Consider the following 15,020-nt stretch of genomic DNA (forward strand, 5'->3'; position numbering starts at 1 on the left):
GGCCGACTGACCCCCGTCGAATTCGAGATCGTCATGACCACACCGGCCCTCCAAGCCGCGTGACTCAACCTGTCACCCGAACCTGCACCAGACCCTACAACGGCACCCGGGCCACAGCCCCGAGCTCAGTGAGGTCTGACGGAGAACAGGCATCTGAAAGGTGAGTCAGTTGAACTTGTTCCTCGCGTCGGTTCACGGCCAAACGCGAGCGCAGATTTTCAGCGGCTTCCTCAGCCTGCGCCACGATGGCGTGGCTCCATGCCGTATCCCGCAGCAGCTGCGTAGCCGCGTCACGGGCCGCCTCATCCTCAACCTGCTGGCCGGCGATGAGGCGATCCACCAGCCCCGGGAAGAGCCTGTCTACCGAACCCCACGACGGGTTGTAGGCCACAACGTGGTCCGGCCCGAACTGGGCCAAAGCCCGCTCTACCCCGGGGTGGCCCACCGCGGCCGCCGGTACGACCACGCTGCCACTGCCTCCCCACACCTGCGACACGCGCGCCAGACCGAGAGCCATCCACCGCACCCAGTCCTCGTCGTGAGGCACCACGACCACCAGCCGCGGAGGACGCGCCGACACCGACAACGGCAGAAACGAGAACGCCTGCTCACCCATCCCCGCAGCATCCCAGCCACAAGACAGGCCGGAGAAGAATCAAGGAAGAACCCGACACCATTCCAACCCCACAGACGGGCCTTGCACTGGAACAGTCACGCCCGTGACAGCCAGATGTAGTCCCGATTGGCACCTACTGGCAGCAGCATGGTCGCTCCATGACAGCCATGATCACCGCCACAGCACAGTGCGAGCTGGGACAGCGGCCCGTCCCGGCTGACGCCCATCCAGTGCCACTGGCCCGCTCATTCACACTCTCCGACCAGCGCCGCGCCTTCCGCGCCGGACAGATGACCGGTGAGCGGGCCGCCGAGCTGGAGGAGCTGGGCATCGTGTGGGACACCGCCGACGCCGGCTTCGCGGAGAACCTCGCGGCCGCACGGGCCTACTACGAGCAGCACGGGACGCTGGCCACGCCGCGGCACGCTACCGCGCTGGACAAGCCCGTGGGGCAGTGGCTGACCAATATCCGCCGGCCCGGAGCACTCGGCAAGGACCCCGTCCGAGCCGAGCCGCGGGCCGCCGCGCTCGCCGCGATTGATGAGGACTGGAACCCGGGCGCGCTCGGGTGGACGGTGGACTGGCAGCGCCAGTACGCGGGCCTGAACCCTCCTGGCGGGCGGTGCACGCCTCGCGGGCATCGTTCCGGGGGTGACGTGGCACGGCGAGGACATCGGCCGGTGGACGGCCACCCAGCGCCGCGACTTCCACCGTCTCTCCGAGGAGCAGCAGTGCCGCCTCGCCGGACTCGGGGTGAAGCCGGCACGGGCCGGACAGGCCCGTACGGCGGCCGCGGAGCCCGGCATGACCACTACGTCCGGACACGGTGCGGAAGCCTTCGACAAGGGGGTGCAGGCCCTCACGCAGTACATCCAGCGGGAAGGCGGCGGCCTGCCCGGGCGGGCCCATATCGAGCGTCTCCCGGACGGGACCGAACACCGCACGGGCGTATGGATCGTCAATCAGAAACAACGTCGCGACCGGCTCCACCCCGACCAACTCCGGGCGCTGGCCGACCTCGGACTGGACCGGGCTGGCTCGTAACCGGGCAGCTGGCCCGGTGTGGGGCGCGCCTCGCCCCCGCCCCCGTTGGTAGCGGGCATCGGTAGGTCGGTAGGTATATCGGTAGGGATACAGGTCGCCAGGTAGCTACCGCTCTACGCAGGTAATGACGATGACGGGCCCGAGCGGGCCGGACGCCGTCGACCGTTCGGTCTCGCGTACGCCGAGGGCGGCGCCGGCGCTGCGGCTGCTGGTCACGGGGACGAGTCCTTCGTGTTCGGCCGGCTGCCAGACACCTCAGGGTCCTAACTCGTCAAGCCGCACGGGCATAGCCGATGTGTAGCCTGTCGATCTGTTCGAACGAGCAAGGGGGACGCCGGGTGGACATCGAAGGAACTCATGCCGCGATCCAGCTCCCTGAAGGGAATTGGTGGGACTGGGACGTGGTCGCCTGGGACGGCGGGCAGCTCAGGCTTGCTGCCAGCTACGACCTGGCTTACCACCATGGCCTGGAGCTGGTCTTCGGCGATCCGTTCTTCGTCTGCTGCCCGGCGGCGTTTCACGATCCGATCTTCCGTGCACCGACCGTGGACGAGGTCCTCAGAGTCACGCGTCAGGTAGGCGAAAGGCCGCCCGTCGTGGTCGCCTTCGAGGCCGACGCGGGCGGGCAGGAGCCGGTCTCGTGCCTGATCGCAGCCGAGCGGTTCGATGTCGTCCAGGAGTCCGTCCTGCGGTACTGGCGCGAGGACGCAGGCCCCGATCAGCGCTTCGCTCCCTGGGTGCGACCCCCCGGCCAGTAGACGGTCTCGGGCCAAGCCCTCGAACAACGGCGAGCTCGTGGGTAGCCTTGCCGGATGACTGACTCGGCCCCCGCCCAGCGCCCTCTGCCAACGTGGGACGAAGTGATCGCGTTGCGGGATTTCATTCACGGACGGACATACGCGGCCGCGGTCCCCACCATCCGACTCAATGGAGAACCGCCTCACGCCCCCGGATCCGCTCTGGCGCGACTGGCGGAGGTCAACGGGGCACTCTACGAAGTCACCTCTCACCTATGCGGTCGGCTGTATGCCGAGCTTGCGACAGGTCGCCCTGGATCCGGCGCCGAAGCCTCGTGGGAGGCTCTCATCACGATCACTGCGTCCTGGCGCGATGACCCTGAGCTGCCTGCCTGGGTGCACGAGGTGCTGCCAGTCAAGCCGCGCTGACCACGACGTCAGGCGGTGCGGGGAACGCGGACTCCTCATCGAAGACTTTTCGATTCTTAAGGCAGTGGTAGAGCTGGCCGATCATGCGGTTGAAAAGGTTGCGCTGGGCGGCGGCGTGCCAGTCTGCGTGATTGTCGCGGCGTCGCCGGGCTTTGGCGCCGGGCGAGGCGGTGATCGCGGAGAACGCCCATAGGTAGCCGGCGGCATTCAGGCGGTCGTTCTTCACCCAACGGCGGGTGATGCTCGACTTCTTGCCGGAGGCCCGTGTGATCGGCGAGGCGCCGGCGTATGCCCGCAGGCCCCGGGCGTCGGCGAACCGTCGCCGGTCGTCCCCGATCTCGGCAAGCACCCGGGCCCCGAGCTGGATGCCGAGGCCGGGAAAGCTGAGGATGATCTCAGCGTCCGGGTGTCGAGGAAACACCTCTTCGACCGCCTCAACAAGGCTGTCGGCGGCGGTGCAGGCGGCCTCCAGCTGGACCAGGAGGGCAAGCATCTGCTTGCCGAGCGCGTCCTCGACCAGCTGCGGCTGGTGGGCCCACTCGACCCGGAGGACCTCACGCAGCCGCTCGGCGGCGGCTGCGATGCCCCGCTGACGACCGGCCCGCTTGAGCGCGGCCTGCAACTGCGTACGGGTCAGCCGAGCGGCCTTGGCCGGCGTCGGGGCCAGCTTGAGCAGCTCGTGGGCCTCGGACCGGTAGAGCCCGTTCTTCCAGGATTCGACGGCCGCGAGAGCGGCCGGGTAGTACTCGCGCAGCAGGGAGCGGAGCTGGTTGGAAATCTGCTGCCGGTTCCAGGTGGCGTCCTGCTGGGCGCGTGCAAGGACGGCGACAGCTCGGGCCAGGTCGCTGTCCTGGGGAAGCGGCCGGTGGGCGGGCATGTCGGTTCGGAGCACGTTGGCGAGGACGAGGGCGTCGCCGGGGTCGGACTTGTTGCGGGAGACGGAGTGCCGGTCGCGGTATCGGGCGGCGGCCATCGGGTTGATCGCGAAGACCTGGCGCTTGCCGGTCCGCAACACCGCGACGAGCAGGCCGCGGGATGTCTCGATCGCAACTGGGATCGGGGATTCCTCGGTGTCGCCGTACTCGGCGAGCAGATCCAGCAGGATCTTGTAGCCGGCGGCGTCATCGGTGATGTGCCGCTTGGCGAGTAACTGGCCGCTGTCGTCCACTAGGGCGACGTCGTGCGTGCGTTCCGCCCAGTCGATGCCGCAGAAGATCAAAGTGTTCCTCCCCATTTTGCTGTTTGCACTGGTCACGAGCTCATGCGGGACCACGCAGCGACCTAATCCCAGGACTCGACGCGAGAGTCGGTCCGCCACCTCAGTAGCCGTTCGTGGCACCAGCTCACCCCACGGGCCTCGGTCTATGCGGGAGCTCGGTTGGCTCGGGCGTATCGAGAGGTCACCGTGCAGCGGGCTCGCACCGCCAACACCAACGAGTGATCAAGCGAACGGTGTTGACACCCGACGACCCTGGGTGGCGTCGCTGTGGCAGGAGGCTTCGGGGCCTGGGGTAGGGAGGACGTCCACCCAGTGCCGACGGGGGTCAACACCGCTTCATCGTGGTGGCGGCCGGGGAGGCGCCGAGACCCGCGCGATCTCCGTGGAGGCATCGCATGCCCGCTTACGGAAAGGCGTCGCCTCGGCACCCGCCCGACCGCCACCACCAAGAGCGCCAGGACCGTCCACCACCGATCTACAGGAAGGCGTCGCAAGCCCGGGTGGAGCCAGATGTGACGGCCCTGGCGCTCGAACAGCCCACCCGGTTCTTCCTCCGGCCGGACTGCTCTTAACCACGGATTAGGGGTAGGGGTCGCCGACGTGGCGGCGGGCCCAGGCCATCGCGCGGCCGGTGGCGGGATCGACGACGTCCCAGCCCTCGGCGGCGTACGCGCGCAGGTTGCCGTCCGTGTCCTCGGGCGCCTGGACAGCCCGGAGGTCGATCCGGGCGACCGCCTGGGCCAGGGCGTCGGCGAGGGTGGTGGCGCAGCGCACGACGGCTTCCCGGGGGCACCGGCGCGGTGCGGGGAGTCAGTTGGTCGACGTGCCACTGCCGGCCGGTGCGGAAGGCTTTCAGGCAGGCGGGCACACCACGTCCCCGATCCGCTGGAACGCGCTCGTACGCGAGTCCTTACGGGCCGTCGACTCAGGGGCCCGCCACGGGTAGGACGGCAGGAACCCGACCAGCTGTCCGGCCTCGGCCTCGGTCAGCCGGTAGCCGGTAGCCGGTAGCCGTCCGACTCGCGGTACCAGGTCCTGGCCTTGCCGGTGAGGCACCGGCCGGCCTTGTCCGCGGAGAACGTGTTCCCGCCCTTAGGGCGGCCGTTGGCGTCCAGTCCCCGCGTGCCGGGGGTGTTGGCCCGCTCCCCCAGGGGCCCATCCGAGGGCGGCGGCCAGGGTCTGCTCGGCGAACGGCAGGCCGGACCGCACGGATCCGGGGATGCGGCCGTAGCGCACCGCCATGAAGGAGACCCGGCGCCGGGGGGAGGGGGCCCTCAGGGTGCGGGGGCCCCTTTGTGTGGGTCCGGTAGCGGCCCGCCGCACCGCATCCCCTACAGTTCACCCCGGCGCGACGCGATCACATCAATAGAAAGAAGCCAGGCCCGTGACCTCGATACCCGAGCCGCCCACCACCCCGGCCTACAACCAGCCGCCCGTGCCTCTCATGCCGCCCCAGCCTCGCCAGGTGACGATCACCTTCCCGACGATTCACGGCAAGTTCGCCGCGTTCCTGTACCTGATGACGCTGCTCTGCGTCGGCCTGATCGCCTGGGCTCAGGTCGACATGGCGCTGACCGCGTCGGACCAGAACCGGCGCCTCCAGCACCAGCAGTGCTCCGGAACCGTGTACGGCGGTGAGGACTACACGTCGGAGGAGCGCGACGAGTACGAGGAGCTGTGCGGTCACCCGCTCCGCACCGACAAGAAGTGAGTAACGGCCGGGCGCGCCACCTGCGCGCCCGGCACGGGCACTGCTGCTCGCGCCCCCGCACCCTCCCCAGGATACGGGGGCGCACTCATATGTGATCAATAGGGTGCAACGGAGCAAGACTTGCGATATCTGGCGAACCAGCACAGTTGCCAGGTGTGCGGCCGTTGCTGCTCACCGGGAGGTACGGAGGCGGCGTCATGCCGGGCGGTCTGCCATGGCCACCCATGGCAGCGGCGGCCGCCCCCAGCCCGGCAACCAGCAGGAGAGCCCCCGTGCCCCCGGTACCCCACCACACAGACGATCAGGTGACGCTCTACCCCGGGGACGCCCGGGCCGTCCTCGCCGAACTCCCTGACGGCTGCGCCGATGTGATCGTCACGTCTCCCCCGTATGTCGATGGCGACCGGCGACTGCTGGCGGCGAGCAATACTCGATTCTGCGGAAAGCCTCCGACACATGAGTACGGACAGTGATCGTGGTTGGGCAGCTGCGGGCACTTACTCGAGCTGCGTCATCCGACGGTATCGCCTAAGGGCTGTCCCGTAAATGATCTCTGAGTGGCCTGGGGCATGGTGAGCTGCTGTACCGCTGGGCGGTCTATCCGGCGAGGGCGAGGTTGTGCAGCCGGGCGATGCCGAGCATGGCGTGGTGAACGCCGTCGCCCTTCAGGCGGCAGTCGCGGAGGATCTTCCAGGTCTTTATGCGGGCAAAGACGTGCTCGACCCGGGCCCGGACCTGCTTGTGCGACTTGTTGTGCCCCTCTTTCCAGTCCGGGAGTTCACTCTGCCCGCGCTCGCGGCGGTGGGGGATGATGAGTCCGGTGCCAGGGTAGCCACCGTCGGCGATCGTTAGTGTGTTGCCGACAGCCGCCTTGGCGCCGGACTCCTCCCACGCCTTGCAGTCGTTGCGGTTTCCGGCCAGTGCGGCCAACCACGACGACCAGGCGGGTGTCGGCGTCAATGACGACCTGGTGGTTGGTGGAGTAGCGGTAGTTCTTCGACCGCTCGGCGATGGTGTGGTCGCGGGTGGGGACAAGGGTGCCGTCGACGATGAGCACGGTGTCCTTGGCGAACCGCTTGCGGGGTTGGAGCGCGAACATCGGCCCGAGGTGGTCGATGATCCGGTCCGCCGCCGACTTGGACACCCCGAACAGCGGGGCGAGCTGGCGCATCGTGAGATTCGTCCGCCAGTACGCTGCGACCAGCAGTGCCCGGTCCTCCAGCGGAAGACTCCACGGTCGGCCCCTGCGGACCGCGTCCGCACCCTGGCGCCGCAGAACCGTCACCAGCTTCCCGAACGCGCGCGGGCTCAGCCCAGAGAAGGGGGCTATCCAGGAAGGCTCCGACGCCTTGATCACACCAGCCACGCCAAGACCATCTCATTGGCGGCCAGGCGGTCATGAGACGTGGATCTACAGCTCGATCCGCCCCGTCAACCACCAATCGAGGTACTTGGCCAGGCTGGGCGCCACCCAGGTGCGGCTGTCGTCCTCGTGATTCCAGACGAAGACGTCGGGCCGGCCGATCCGGGCCAAGAACGCGAACAAGTCCCCGTTCCCCGCGTCCGCGAAGAAAAGCAGCGGGTCGAACGGCATGTACAAGGTGGCGAGCTCGGCATCCGCGCGAAGACTCCGGTTCTCGGAGGCGATGCGCTCGGCAGACCAAATGAGCCCGTCGCCGTACTCGCCCTCGATGCCGTTGCTCTCCCGGAGGAGGGCTGCGAGGTGCGCAGGCAGCGGATGGCCGAGGACCGTACAGCAGTGAACCAGCGACTGCTCCGATGCAGGCGGCTGAAAGAGCGCCGTCCCGGGCAGGGCCGTCATAGCTTCGGTCCACATGGTGGAATCGACCTCCAGGAGCCTGGCCACCGATCGAGCCAGCTGCGGCCCGTCGCTATCGACAGGGGCGTCCGCAGCTCGGCCAGGGTCGCGACTGATCACCAGCCGAACAGTACGGCCCTGGCCGAGCCAGCCGCTCACGGCCCCGGGGCAATGCGGGACAGCCCTTAGAGCTCGTAACACGATCATGAATCGTGTCTCTTGAGGCGTCTCCAGCAGATGAGGCTGCAGGCGAGGGAGACGAACGCGTCGTGGAGTTCGGTGCGGAGTTCCCAGCGGACGGCGAGGCGTTTGAACTGGTGGAGCAGGGCGAAGGTCTGCTCCACGACGTAGCGGAGCTTGCCCATGCCCTTGATGTTCGGTGCTCGCTTGCGGGAGATGACCGGCAGGATCCGGCGTTTGCGCAGCTCTTCCCGGTTGGGGTTGGAGTCGTAGCCCTTGTCGCCGAGCAGGGCGTCCGGGCGCCTTCGGGGACGGCCGGGGCGGCCCGCCACTGGCGGGATGCCGTCGACCAGGGCGAGGGTCTGGGTGACGTCGTTGACGTCCGCCGCGGTCGTGATGACCTTGAGCGGAGTGCCGCGTCCGTCGCAGATCAGGTGGTGCTTGCTGCCCGTCTTCCGCCGGTCGACCGGCGACGGACCGGTGTCGGCTCCCCCTTTTTCGCGCGAATGTGAGAGCCGTCCACGCAGGCCCTGGACCAGTCGAGCCGGCCGGCCGCGTTCAGCTCGGCGAGCAGGATCCGGTGCAGCTGGTCGAAGACCCCGGCCTGCTGCCACCGCTCCAGTCTTCGCCAGCAGGTCTGTCCCGAGCCGAACCCCAGCTCAGGTGGCAGGAGTTGCCAGGCGATGTCGTTGTGCAGGACGTACAGGATGCCCTGCAGACACAACCGGTCTGCCACCGGCCGCGGCCCTGGCGACCTCGTCGGCCAGGGCGGCAGCAGCGGCTCGATTAGTGCCCACAAGTCGTCGTCCACGATCCACGGCCGAGTGCTCACGCACTCACGAACGGCCGAATCATCACACCGGTTACGCCCGACCAGGGCATCTCACCAAGATCCTGTTACGAGCTCTTAAAGGGTGTTGCAGAAGGTCCGGTTCGGGTAGGACGAATTATTGCTTGACCTGCTGTTTCACCGTGCCATGGCGAGGTTGTGCATGGTGGCGACGGCCTGGACGGCGTGGTGGAGGCCGTCGCCCTTCTGTCGGCAGTCGCGGAGGATCTTCCGGTTCTTCATCCGGGCGAAGGTGTGCTCGACGCGAGCACGGACCCTTCGGTGTTCGGCGTTGTCCTCTTCCTGGCCGCGCAGGAGGGGACGCCCGGCCCTTCTGCGGTGCGGGACGATCAGCCCTGTGCCCAGGTAGGCGCCGTCTGCGATCACCGTTGTTCCGGCCGCCGCGGCGGGCAGGTCCGACTCGCGCCAGACGTGGGCATCGGCCTTGTTGCCCGGCGCGGGCCGAGCCGACGCGACGATCAGCCGGGTGTCAGCGTCGATGATGACCTGCACGTTCGCCGAGAACCGGTAGTTCCGCGACGAGGCGGCGACCATTCGGTCGCGGACCGGGATCAGGGTTCCGTCCACGATCCACAATCGTTCGGTGTCCGCCACCGGCCGCGGGGCCGGCTCGAGTGCCAGGAGCGGGCGGAGCCGCTGGATGACCCGGCAGACCGTCGCTGAAGAGATGCCGAACAAGGGGGCGAGCTGCCGCATCGTGAGGTTGGTGCGGTAGTACACGGCCACCAACAGCACCCGGTCAGCCAGTGGCAGGCACCACGGGCGTCCGCCTCCCGGACCGTTCCCGGCCCGTTCACGGACCACCTTCACCAGCTTCGCGAACCGGTCGATCCGCAAGCCCGTGAACGTCTCCACCCACACCGGCCCAGCCCGCAACACCCCACCCATACAGGAAAAATGCCCAGGACAGAGCCGTCTGCAACACCCTTTAGGGACCGGAATGGACACAGGGCAACGTGAAGGCAGTGACTCACGCTCGCGTGTGATTGGACCACCCTGAAGGGTGGCTGAGCCTCTCATAACAGGAGCCGACGGTTCAGGATTGCTGAAGGTGACATTGAGCGTGTGGCTTTCGTGGCATGGGCAACGTTGAGCACGGCTTTCAAACATGCCGCTCGCCACACATCAGACACAGCCAGGAGTGAGCCAATCGCGATCACCTTGCCGATCGGCAAGTGTGGGGCGTGGCAAAGGGCTTCCAGCGCCCGGCCACTAGGGAGCTGGGAGGAAACCGCAATTGCGAGAGGTGCAAGCATGTTCCATGAGCGCGTGAAGAACACCGTGGCACTCGGGTCGGCAGCAGTGGTGCTGGCTGGTATGCGGGTGCTCGGCGTGACAGGCGCGGCGACAGCCGCGCCACACGACGGCTGCCATGTGGTCAAGGGGTACTGGACCAAGACCTGGCACAAGGCACACAAGGTCTGCGAACAGTAGCCGCCTGCCCGGGCCGATGAGGGTCTCTCTCCGCTCGGATGGAGGGTCCCTCAGCCGCGTTCAGGCCCGCACCCTGTCGGGGTGCGGGCCCCACTGCGCTGTCGGTGCAGAAACTGTCCTAACGCCCCGTCAGCAGCCCTGCCGCGCCCCACCCCTCTACGCCCCCACCACCCCGGCACCAGACCTTCCCCGGCGCCACGAACCCGGCTGTGAATTATCTATATAGAAATGCAGATTCGGGATGGCTTTGTACGCGAGAACGGGGCTCTGGCCCAGCTTCTGGGGACCCGGCGCGACGCAGCAGGGCCGGTGCGCCGGGCAACGCCCGGGTCGGCTGCAGTGCCGACGGGATTTGAACCCGTGGACAGATGGGAGCAGGTCCGCCCCGTCTCCGTCAGTCGCCGTGGGAGGGACCTCTCCCACGTCGATCGCAATGGGCCGCTCTGCCACGGCACCGCAACCTGCGGGAATGCGCGCACCCCCGCTCCGAGCCAGGATAGAGACACCGTTGTCTGCGGACGAATCCTCATCCGAGACACGACAACCGCCGGCACGGTCCACATAAGCTGTGCCAGAACCCAAAACCGTGCTCACCCAATGCCCCGAGATCGACGCCCTCACCCGGCACGTCCGCGCCTTCGCGGTCATGCTGACCGAGCGGCAGGGCGATCGTCTCCCGGACTGGCTAGCCGCCGTCCGGCAGGATGATCTGCCCAGTCTCCATACCCTTGCCGCCGGCATCGACCGCGACCGCGATGCCGTCATCGCCGGTCTCACCCTGGCCTGGAGCTCGGGCGCAGTCGAAGGTCATGTCAAACCGCATCAAAATGATCAAGCTGCAGATGTACGGACGCGCTGGCTTCAGCCTCCTCCGCAAGCGGGCACTGCTTGCCTTTTGAGCGCACTGTCAGTGACCAGTGCGACGATCCCCAGAAGACCGCGTGAGGAGAGACATGGGCACCTGGGACATCGGCCCCTTCGACAATGACACCGCCGCCGACTTCGCCGGCCTGGACGAGGCGGCACTGGAAGAACGCGAAGCCGTGATCCGCGGCGTGCTCAAGCGCGCAGCCGGGCCGGCGGACTTCCTGGGAATCTACGACGGCGAGCGAGCCGTGGGCGCGGCGGCCCTGGTCGTCGCCCAGCATCCTGACGGCGATCCGGCGTGTTCGAACTATGGCCCATCAGAGCCGCTACCGGAGTTGCCCGCAGACCTTCGAACGCTCGCCGTCGACGCCCTGAACCAAGTCATCTCCAACCGGTCTGAACTCGCCGAGCTGTGGGCCGAAGCTGCGAACTGGTCGAAGTGGCGCCAGGACACAACCCGCCTCCGCAACGTCCTTGACCCTCCGATCCCGCCCCAACAGGAAGCCCTTTTCGAGGTCTGATCGGTGACCGACAGTCACGGATCACAGAAGTTGAGCCAGAGCCGAAGTAGGTGCTGGCACAGATCTTGGGGAGCAGTCGCAGAGGGTTACTAGAGGAGGTTCACTGTGTTTTCCCCGGTTCCATCAGAGCAGCGGTACCGGCAGCAATCGCGCTCCGGCGTGCCCGGCTGGGCCTGTCTCTTCGGCGGAACGGCAAGGTTGGGGTGCTCAGTTCCTGAGGCCGACGGCCACGGGGAAGCGCCAGCGATCTCCTTGTCACGACCTCGCACACGCTGTACGACTCGCACCTGGACGTTGGCGTCAGCGTTGGGCGGTGACGATCCGCCCAGCGCTGATGGCTAGGCCAGGCCGTTTCCCTCAGTCCTGCCCCACGGTGATACGGCCTGCGGGGTCCGGAATCGGTGTGGCCGCGATCTACACGGCGGCCATCTCGTGCGCCACCGGGCACCGCGAACCATTTCAGGCAGCCATCCATGGAACACGGCAGGTGTGGGGGGCCGTTCCCTCTGGACACAAAGTCTTGATCACTGTCTTGCGGATCGCCCGCCATGTCCGCAGGGAACACACCAAGTGGACGCGCAGCTCGATCAGTGCCCGTGCGTCGCTGCTCTGAGCAGGATGTTCCACGGCCCACTGTTCCGCCAGAAAGTCGTACACGTCATCGGTTGACAACTCACTCCCGGGAAAAGTGTGTGCGACGGTCTCACCCCTGATCCGGGCGCTTCGGGAGCCCACAGCGTCGGCAACGAGTTTCTTGACCCAAGCCAGCCCCTGCTCGTCTGCGTACAGGCCGAACTTCAGGTCGCGCGTCCTCATTGCATCAGACGTTTGCGATTGTCGTCATCGCTCTTGGCGAAGACGGTGGTGAACCAGGAGTAAACGGGAGCAAGCGTTGGTGATGCGGGCCATCCATTGATCATTGCCAGGAGCTGCCAGTAGCGCTCCGCGTGTGGGTCGGCGGTTGCCTGCAGGCGGGCGAGAAGCCAGCGGCGCAGATCGCTTTCGCCGGCACGCTCGAATGCGTGGGCGTAGAGGCCGCCCAGTGAGTCTGTCAGGGATGCACCCTCGGCGGAGGCCGGCAGGAGGCCGGAGGATGCCGCTTCGTCGATTCGTTCACGCATCGCTTGGTTGAGAGCGTCGTGCAGGGTGCTGACGTCCTGCTGGGAAGGCTCTTCCGCCTGGTCCTCAGCTGTGCGGCGTATCGTGGTACGGAAGTCTGCGTTCTGGCAGAGTCCGGCGAGCTCCACCCAGGCCTCGACCTGTTCGGGCGTGGGATCGTCGGGGAGCTCAGGCATGGAGGATCGCATCAGGGACACGAACTCCGGGTTGGCGTGAAGGCCTTTGAAGGTGGCGTCGATAAAACCGGATACCAGGCGGCGTCGTTCGGCCTGGGAGAGCGTGGCGAGTCGGTGCATGAGGTCCATCTCCATGGTGGTGGGGCCGCGTCTGGCGATTGCGCGGAGTACTGCCCGGCGCAGGCGGAGAGTCTGGATCTGCACGTCCAAGGCGTTGGCGTGTGCTTCCGTGACTTCCGGTATGGACGCCTCCCGGTCCAGTACCTTGCGCACGGTCGCCAGGTCGAGCCCAAGATCACGCAGCGTGCGGGCTAGGTCCAGGCGTGCGAGTGCGTCGAGGCCGTAGAGCCGGTATCCCGCCGGGCTCCGGTCGGTTGGCGGGACGATGCCTGTGTCGGAATAGAACCGGATGGTCTTCACCGTCAGGCCGGTCCGGCGGGATAGTTCTCCGATGGAATAGAGCGTGTCGCTGTCCATGCCCCCAGCTTGATGTCTCCCCCCACGGGAGACTCAACCAGGGCCGAGACTTCCTGCGAGGACCACGGGCTCTGTGCAGGTGCCCGAATCTCGCGAACAAAGCCAGGCCGGGCTGGGCCGCCCAGGTCAGCCGCCTACGGCCGCCGCCCCCAGGCGGGCGAGGGCCGTGCAGTGTGTCGAAGGCGACGAAGTAGGCCGGCCCCCGGGAGACCATCCAGGCAGCGCCGCGGGCGCGGGCGGCGGCCCGCCGCTGCAACGCCCCGAACGACAACCGGCCCTCTTCCGTGTCCCACACGACCAACTCTCCATCCAGAACCAGGTCGGCGGGCAGCTGCGCCTCGGCGGCGGCCACCAGGTCCGGCCAACGGTCTTGGACCAGCGCCCCCCGCCGGGACTGCACCACCACCGACCCACCCGCCCCGGCCGGGGTTAACACGATCGCCCAGTGCCCGTCGAGCTACTGCTCACAGGACACCCCGGCGCGCAGCGCGGCGGGGCCCGGCACCGACTCGGCGGCCTGCGCGAGCATCGGCTCAACCGGCGGTCGCAACGTCACAGGCACTCCTCACCGTCGGCCCACCCCTTCACTCCAGGGTCGGCCGAACCCGGCCGAGGCGGCGCCGTCGCTGCGTCCGTACGGCGGTCCCGCGCGGCATTCGCGCACAAATTCGAACACATGTTTTAGTTGAGGAGTGAGCCCCACCTTCCACTTCCCCGAGGACCTGATCACCCTGCAACAGACGTGGCAGCAGACCTACGCCGACCTCGCGCAGACGCCCCCCGGGACCGGCACCACCCCGCAGCGGCGCCGGCTGATCAGCCTGTCGGCCCGCCTGTGCACCGACCCCTCCTGGGGCGGGACCGTCGGCTGGCGGGCCGACGGCGTCGAGCTGCGCCGCGCCGCCCACTCCCACACCCGCACGGAACAGCAGGCCACAGCATGACCGAGCAGGCCGCCGACAAGCCGCGCCCGTCGGCCCTTCCCGTCACCTGCGCGCCGTCACAGGCCGGGCCCTGCGCCCGGTGCCACCGCCCGACAGCGCGCTACAGTGCTCCGGCCAGTCCCCTGTGCGAGTCGTGCCGCAGGCACCCTCGCCGTCCCGGCCGCGACGCCTAGGTTTCGGGTGCAGCCGGAGGACATCAACGCCAGTTGAGCAGCGTGGGTGCTGGAGTGTCACGCGGTGAGGTCGAGGGGCAGGTCTCGCAGAACGTGCACGTCGGCGCACCGGCCTGCCAGGTACTCGACCTGAGCGGCACGCCCTGGTTGTTGACCTCGCTGGCCTGCTCCGCGAACGCCTCGTGCACGGCCACGTCAAGCACGTCTCCGCCCAGGGGAGGGAGTCGAGGAGTTCGGAGATCTCGTGCGCAGTCACCTGTCCCGCTGGCGGGGTCGGTCGGGCGCAACGCTCCCCGGAGCCGTACGGGTTCGGCGTGCCAGTCGAGCGGAGCAGCACCTCCCAGTGCACCCCGTCGGGCCAGTGTCCTACGTGGACGCTGCCGTCCCCGTACAGGTCCGCTGATGCGAAGAGCAGGTCGGGTTCGTCCTCCCGCTCGATGGCGACGGAAGCCGCCCCTTCCGGGGGCGCTTCGACGGTGGTGAGGACGGTTCCGCAGTCGTCCGTGATCAGGAATCGCATGAAGACTCCTTGACCAACGACAGCGGGTGTCGCCTCGGCAAGTCATGGTGTAGTCGAGCCGCAACTCTCCGCGACTTGACCTCACGCTGCTAGTCTTCTGAGTCAGGAATTCTGTTCAGATAGCTGGCGAGGCGTTCGAGGATCTCGTCTGCGGTCTTGGTCCAGACGTAGGGCCTCGGGTCGG

At 67.8% G+C, this 15,020-nt stretch carries 14 protein-coding genes, 1 tRNA gene and 4 pseudogenes; 8 read left to right on the plus strand and 11 right to left on the minus strand.

What is annotated here, in order from left to right:
- Window positions 1-94 precede the first annotated feature (94 nt).
- On the minus strand, window positions 95-616 hold the full coding sequence (locus ACFY0O_RS37445) for a hypothetical protein (RefSeq protein WP_388955529.1): 522 nt from the start codon (window positions 614-616) through the stop codon (window positions 95-97).
- A 290-nt stretch (window positions 617-906) separates the two neighbouring features.
- On the opposite strand from ACFY0O_RS37445, the pseudogene ACFY0O_RS37450 reads away from it, so the two are divergent.
- From ACFY0O_RS37450 to ACFY0O_RS37460, 3 genes and pseudogenes are all read left to right on the plus strand, one after another.
- Window positions 907-1,146 (plus strand): annotated as a pseudogene (locus ACFY0O_RS37450) (helicase associated domain-containing protein); the annotation flags it as partial.
- A 121-nt stretch (window positions 1,147-1,267) separates the two neighbouring features.
- On the plus strand, window positions 1,268-1,660 hold the full coding sequence (locus ACFY0O_RS37455) for a hypothetical protein (protein ID WP_388955565.1): 393 nt from the start codon (window positions 1,268-1,270) through the stop codon (window positions 1,658-1,660).
- 338 nt (window positions 1,661-1,998) lie between these two features.
- A complete protein-coding gene (locus ACFY0O_RS37460; RefSeq protein WP_388955532.1) occupies window positions 1,999-2,418 on the plus strand; it encodes a hypothetical protein in 420 nt (139 codons plus the stop codon).
- Between the two features lie 394 nt (window positions 2,419-2,812).
- Here the strand turns inward: ACFY0O_RS37460 and ACFY0O_RS37465 are convergent, their stop codons facing one another.
- Both ACFY0O_RS37465 and ACFY0O_RS37470 read right to left on the minus strand, forming a co-directional pair.
- On the minus strand, window positions 2,813-4,060 hold the full coding sequence (locus ACFY0O_RS37465; protein WP_388955563.1) for an IS110 family transposase: 1,248 nt from the start codon (window positions 4,058-4,060) through the stop codon (window positions 2,813-2,815).
- Between the two features lie 564 nt (window positions 4,061-4,624).
- A complete protein-coding gene (locus tag ACFY0O_RS37470; protein ID WP_388955535.1) occupies window positions 4,625-4,819 on the minus strand; it encodes a hypothetical protein in 195 nt (64 codons plus the stop codon).
- Window positions 4,820-5,429: 610 nt separating this feature from the next.
- Between ACFY0O_RS37470 and ACFY0O_RS37475 the strand changes: the two genes are divergently transcribed.
- Window positions 5,430-5,756, plus strand: coding sequence for a hypothetical protein (locus ACFY0O_RS37475; RefSeq protein WP_388955538.1), 327 nt, complete (start codon window positions 5,430-5,432; stop codon window positions 5,754-5,756).
- A gap of 597 nt (window positions 5,757-6,353) precedes the next feature.
- On the opposite strand, the pseudogene ACFY0O_RS37480 reads toward ACFY0O_RS37475, so the two are convergent.
- The 4 genes and pseudogenes from ACFY0O_RS37480 to ACFY0O_RS37495 form a co-directional block, all read right to left on the minus strand.
- A pseudogene (locus ACFY0O_RS37480) lies at window positions 6,354-7,122 on the minus strand (transposase).
- A gap of 45 nt (window positions 7,123-7,167) precedes the next feature.
- Window positions 7,168-7,695, minus strand: coding sequence for an SMI1/KNR4 family protein (locus ACFY0O_RS37485; RefSeq protein ID WP_388955541.1), 528 nt, complete (start codon window positions 7,693-7,695; stop codon window positions 7,168-7,170).
- Between the two features lie 83 nt (window positions 7,696-7,778).
- Window positions 7,779-8,587, minus strand: a protein-coding gene (locus ACFY0O_RS37490; protein WP_388955544.1) for an IS5 family transposase whose coding sequence is annotated in 2 segments (ribosomal slippage) — window positions 7,779-8,252 and window positions 8,255-8,587 — 807 coding nt in all. Because the reading frame shifts where the segments join, the coding sequence is not laid out codon by codon here.
- A gap of 135 nt (window positions 8,588-8,722) precedes the next feature.
- Window positions 8,723-9,493 (minus strand): transposase, encoded by a 771-nt coding sequence (locus ACFY0O_RS37495; protein WP_388955547.1) that lies wholly within the window; start codon window positions 9,491-9,493, stop codon window positions 8,723-8,725.
- A 381-nt stretch (window positions 9,494-9,874) separates the two neighbouring features.
- Between ACFY0O_RS37495 and ACFY0O_RS37500 the strand changes: the two genes are divergently transcribed.
- A complete protein-coding gene (locus ACFY0O_RS37500; RefSeq protein WP_388955550.1) occupies window positions 9,875-10,039 on the plus strand; it encodes a hypothetical protein in 165 nt (54 codons plus the stop codon).
- Window positions 10,040-10,376: 337 nt separating this feature from the next.
- Here the strand turns inward: ACFY0O_RS37500 and ACFY0O_RS37505 are convergent.
- Window positions 10,377-10,495, minus strand: a tRNA-Gly gene (locus ACFY0O_RS37505).
- Window positions 10,496-10,763: 268 nt separating this feature from the next.
- Between ACFY0O_RS37505 and ACFY0O_RS37510 the strand changes: the two are divergent.
- Window positions 10,764-10,938: pseudogene (locus ACFY0O_RS37510) on the plus strand (ISL3 family transposase); the annotation flags it as partial.
- A gap of 54 nt (window positions 10,939-10,992) precedes the next feature.
- Window positions 10,993-11,427: a DUF4259 domain-containing protein gene (locus ACFY0O_RS37515; RefSeq protein WP_388955553.1), complete on the plus strand. Its 435-nt coding sequence runs from the start codon at window positions 10,993-10,995 to the stop codon at window positions 11,425-11,427.
- A gap of 812 nt (window positions 11,428-12,239) precedes the next feature.
- Here ACFY0O_RS37515 and ACFY0O_RS37520 read toward each other — a convergent pair.
- Together ACFY0O_RS37520 and ACFY0O_RS37525 are read right to left on the minus strand one after the other, a co-directional pair.
- A complete protein-coding gene (locus ACFY0O_RS37520) occupies window positions 12,240-13,199 on the minus strand; it encodes a MerR family transcriptional regulator (protein ID WP_388955556.1) in 960 nt (319 codons plus the stop codon).
- Window positions 13,200-13,380: 181 nt separating this feature from the next.
- Window positions 13,381-13,635, minus strand: a pseudogene (locus ACFY0O_RS37525) (ATP-dependent DNA ligase); the annotation flags it as partial.
- Between the two features lie 256 nt (window positions 13,636-13,891).
- Here ACFY0O_RS37525 and ACFY0O_RS37530 point away from each other — a divergent pair.
- A complete protein-coding gene (locus ACFY0O_RS37530) occupies window positions 13,892-14,143 on the plus strand; it encodes a hypothetical protein (RefSeq protein WP_388955558.1) in 252 nt (83 codons plus the stop codon).
- A 196-nt stretch (window positions 14,144-14,339) separates the two neighbouring features.
- On the opposite strand, the gene ACFY0O_RS37535 is transcribed toward ACFY0O_RS37530, so the two are convergent.
- Complete coding sequence (locus tag ACFY0O_RS37535) at window positions 14,340-14,519, minus strand: hypothetical protein (RefSeq protein WP_388955560.1); 180 nt, start codon at window positions 14,517-14,519, stop codon at window positions 14,340-14,342.
- Window positions 14,520-15,020: the final 501 nt, after the last annotated feature.

This window comes from Streptomyces sp. NPDC001594 (genome assembly GCF_042893675.1).
In the GTDB taxonomy this organism is placed as follows: domain Bacteria; phylum Actinomycetota; class Actinomycetes; order Streptomycetales; family Streptomycetaceae; genus Streptomyces.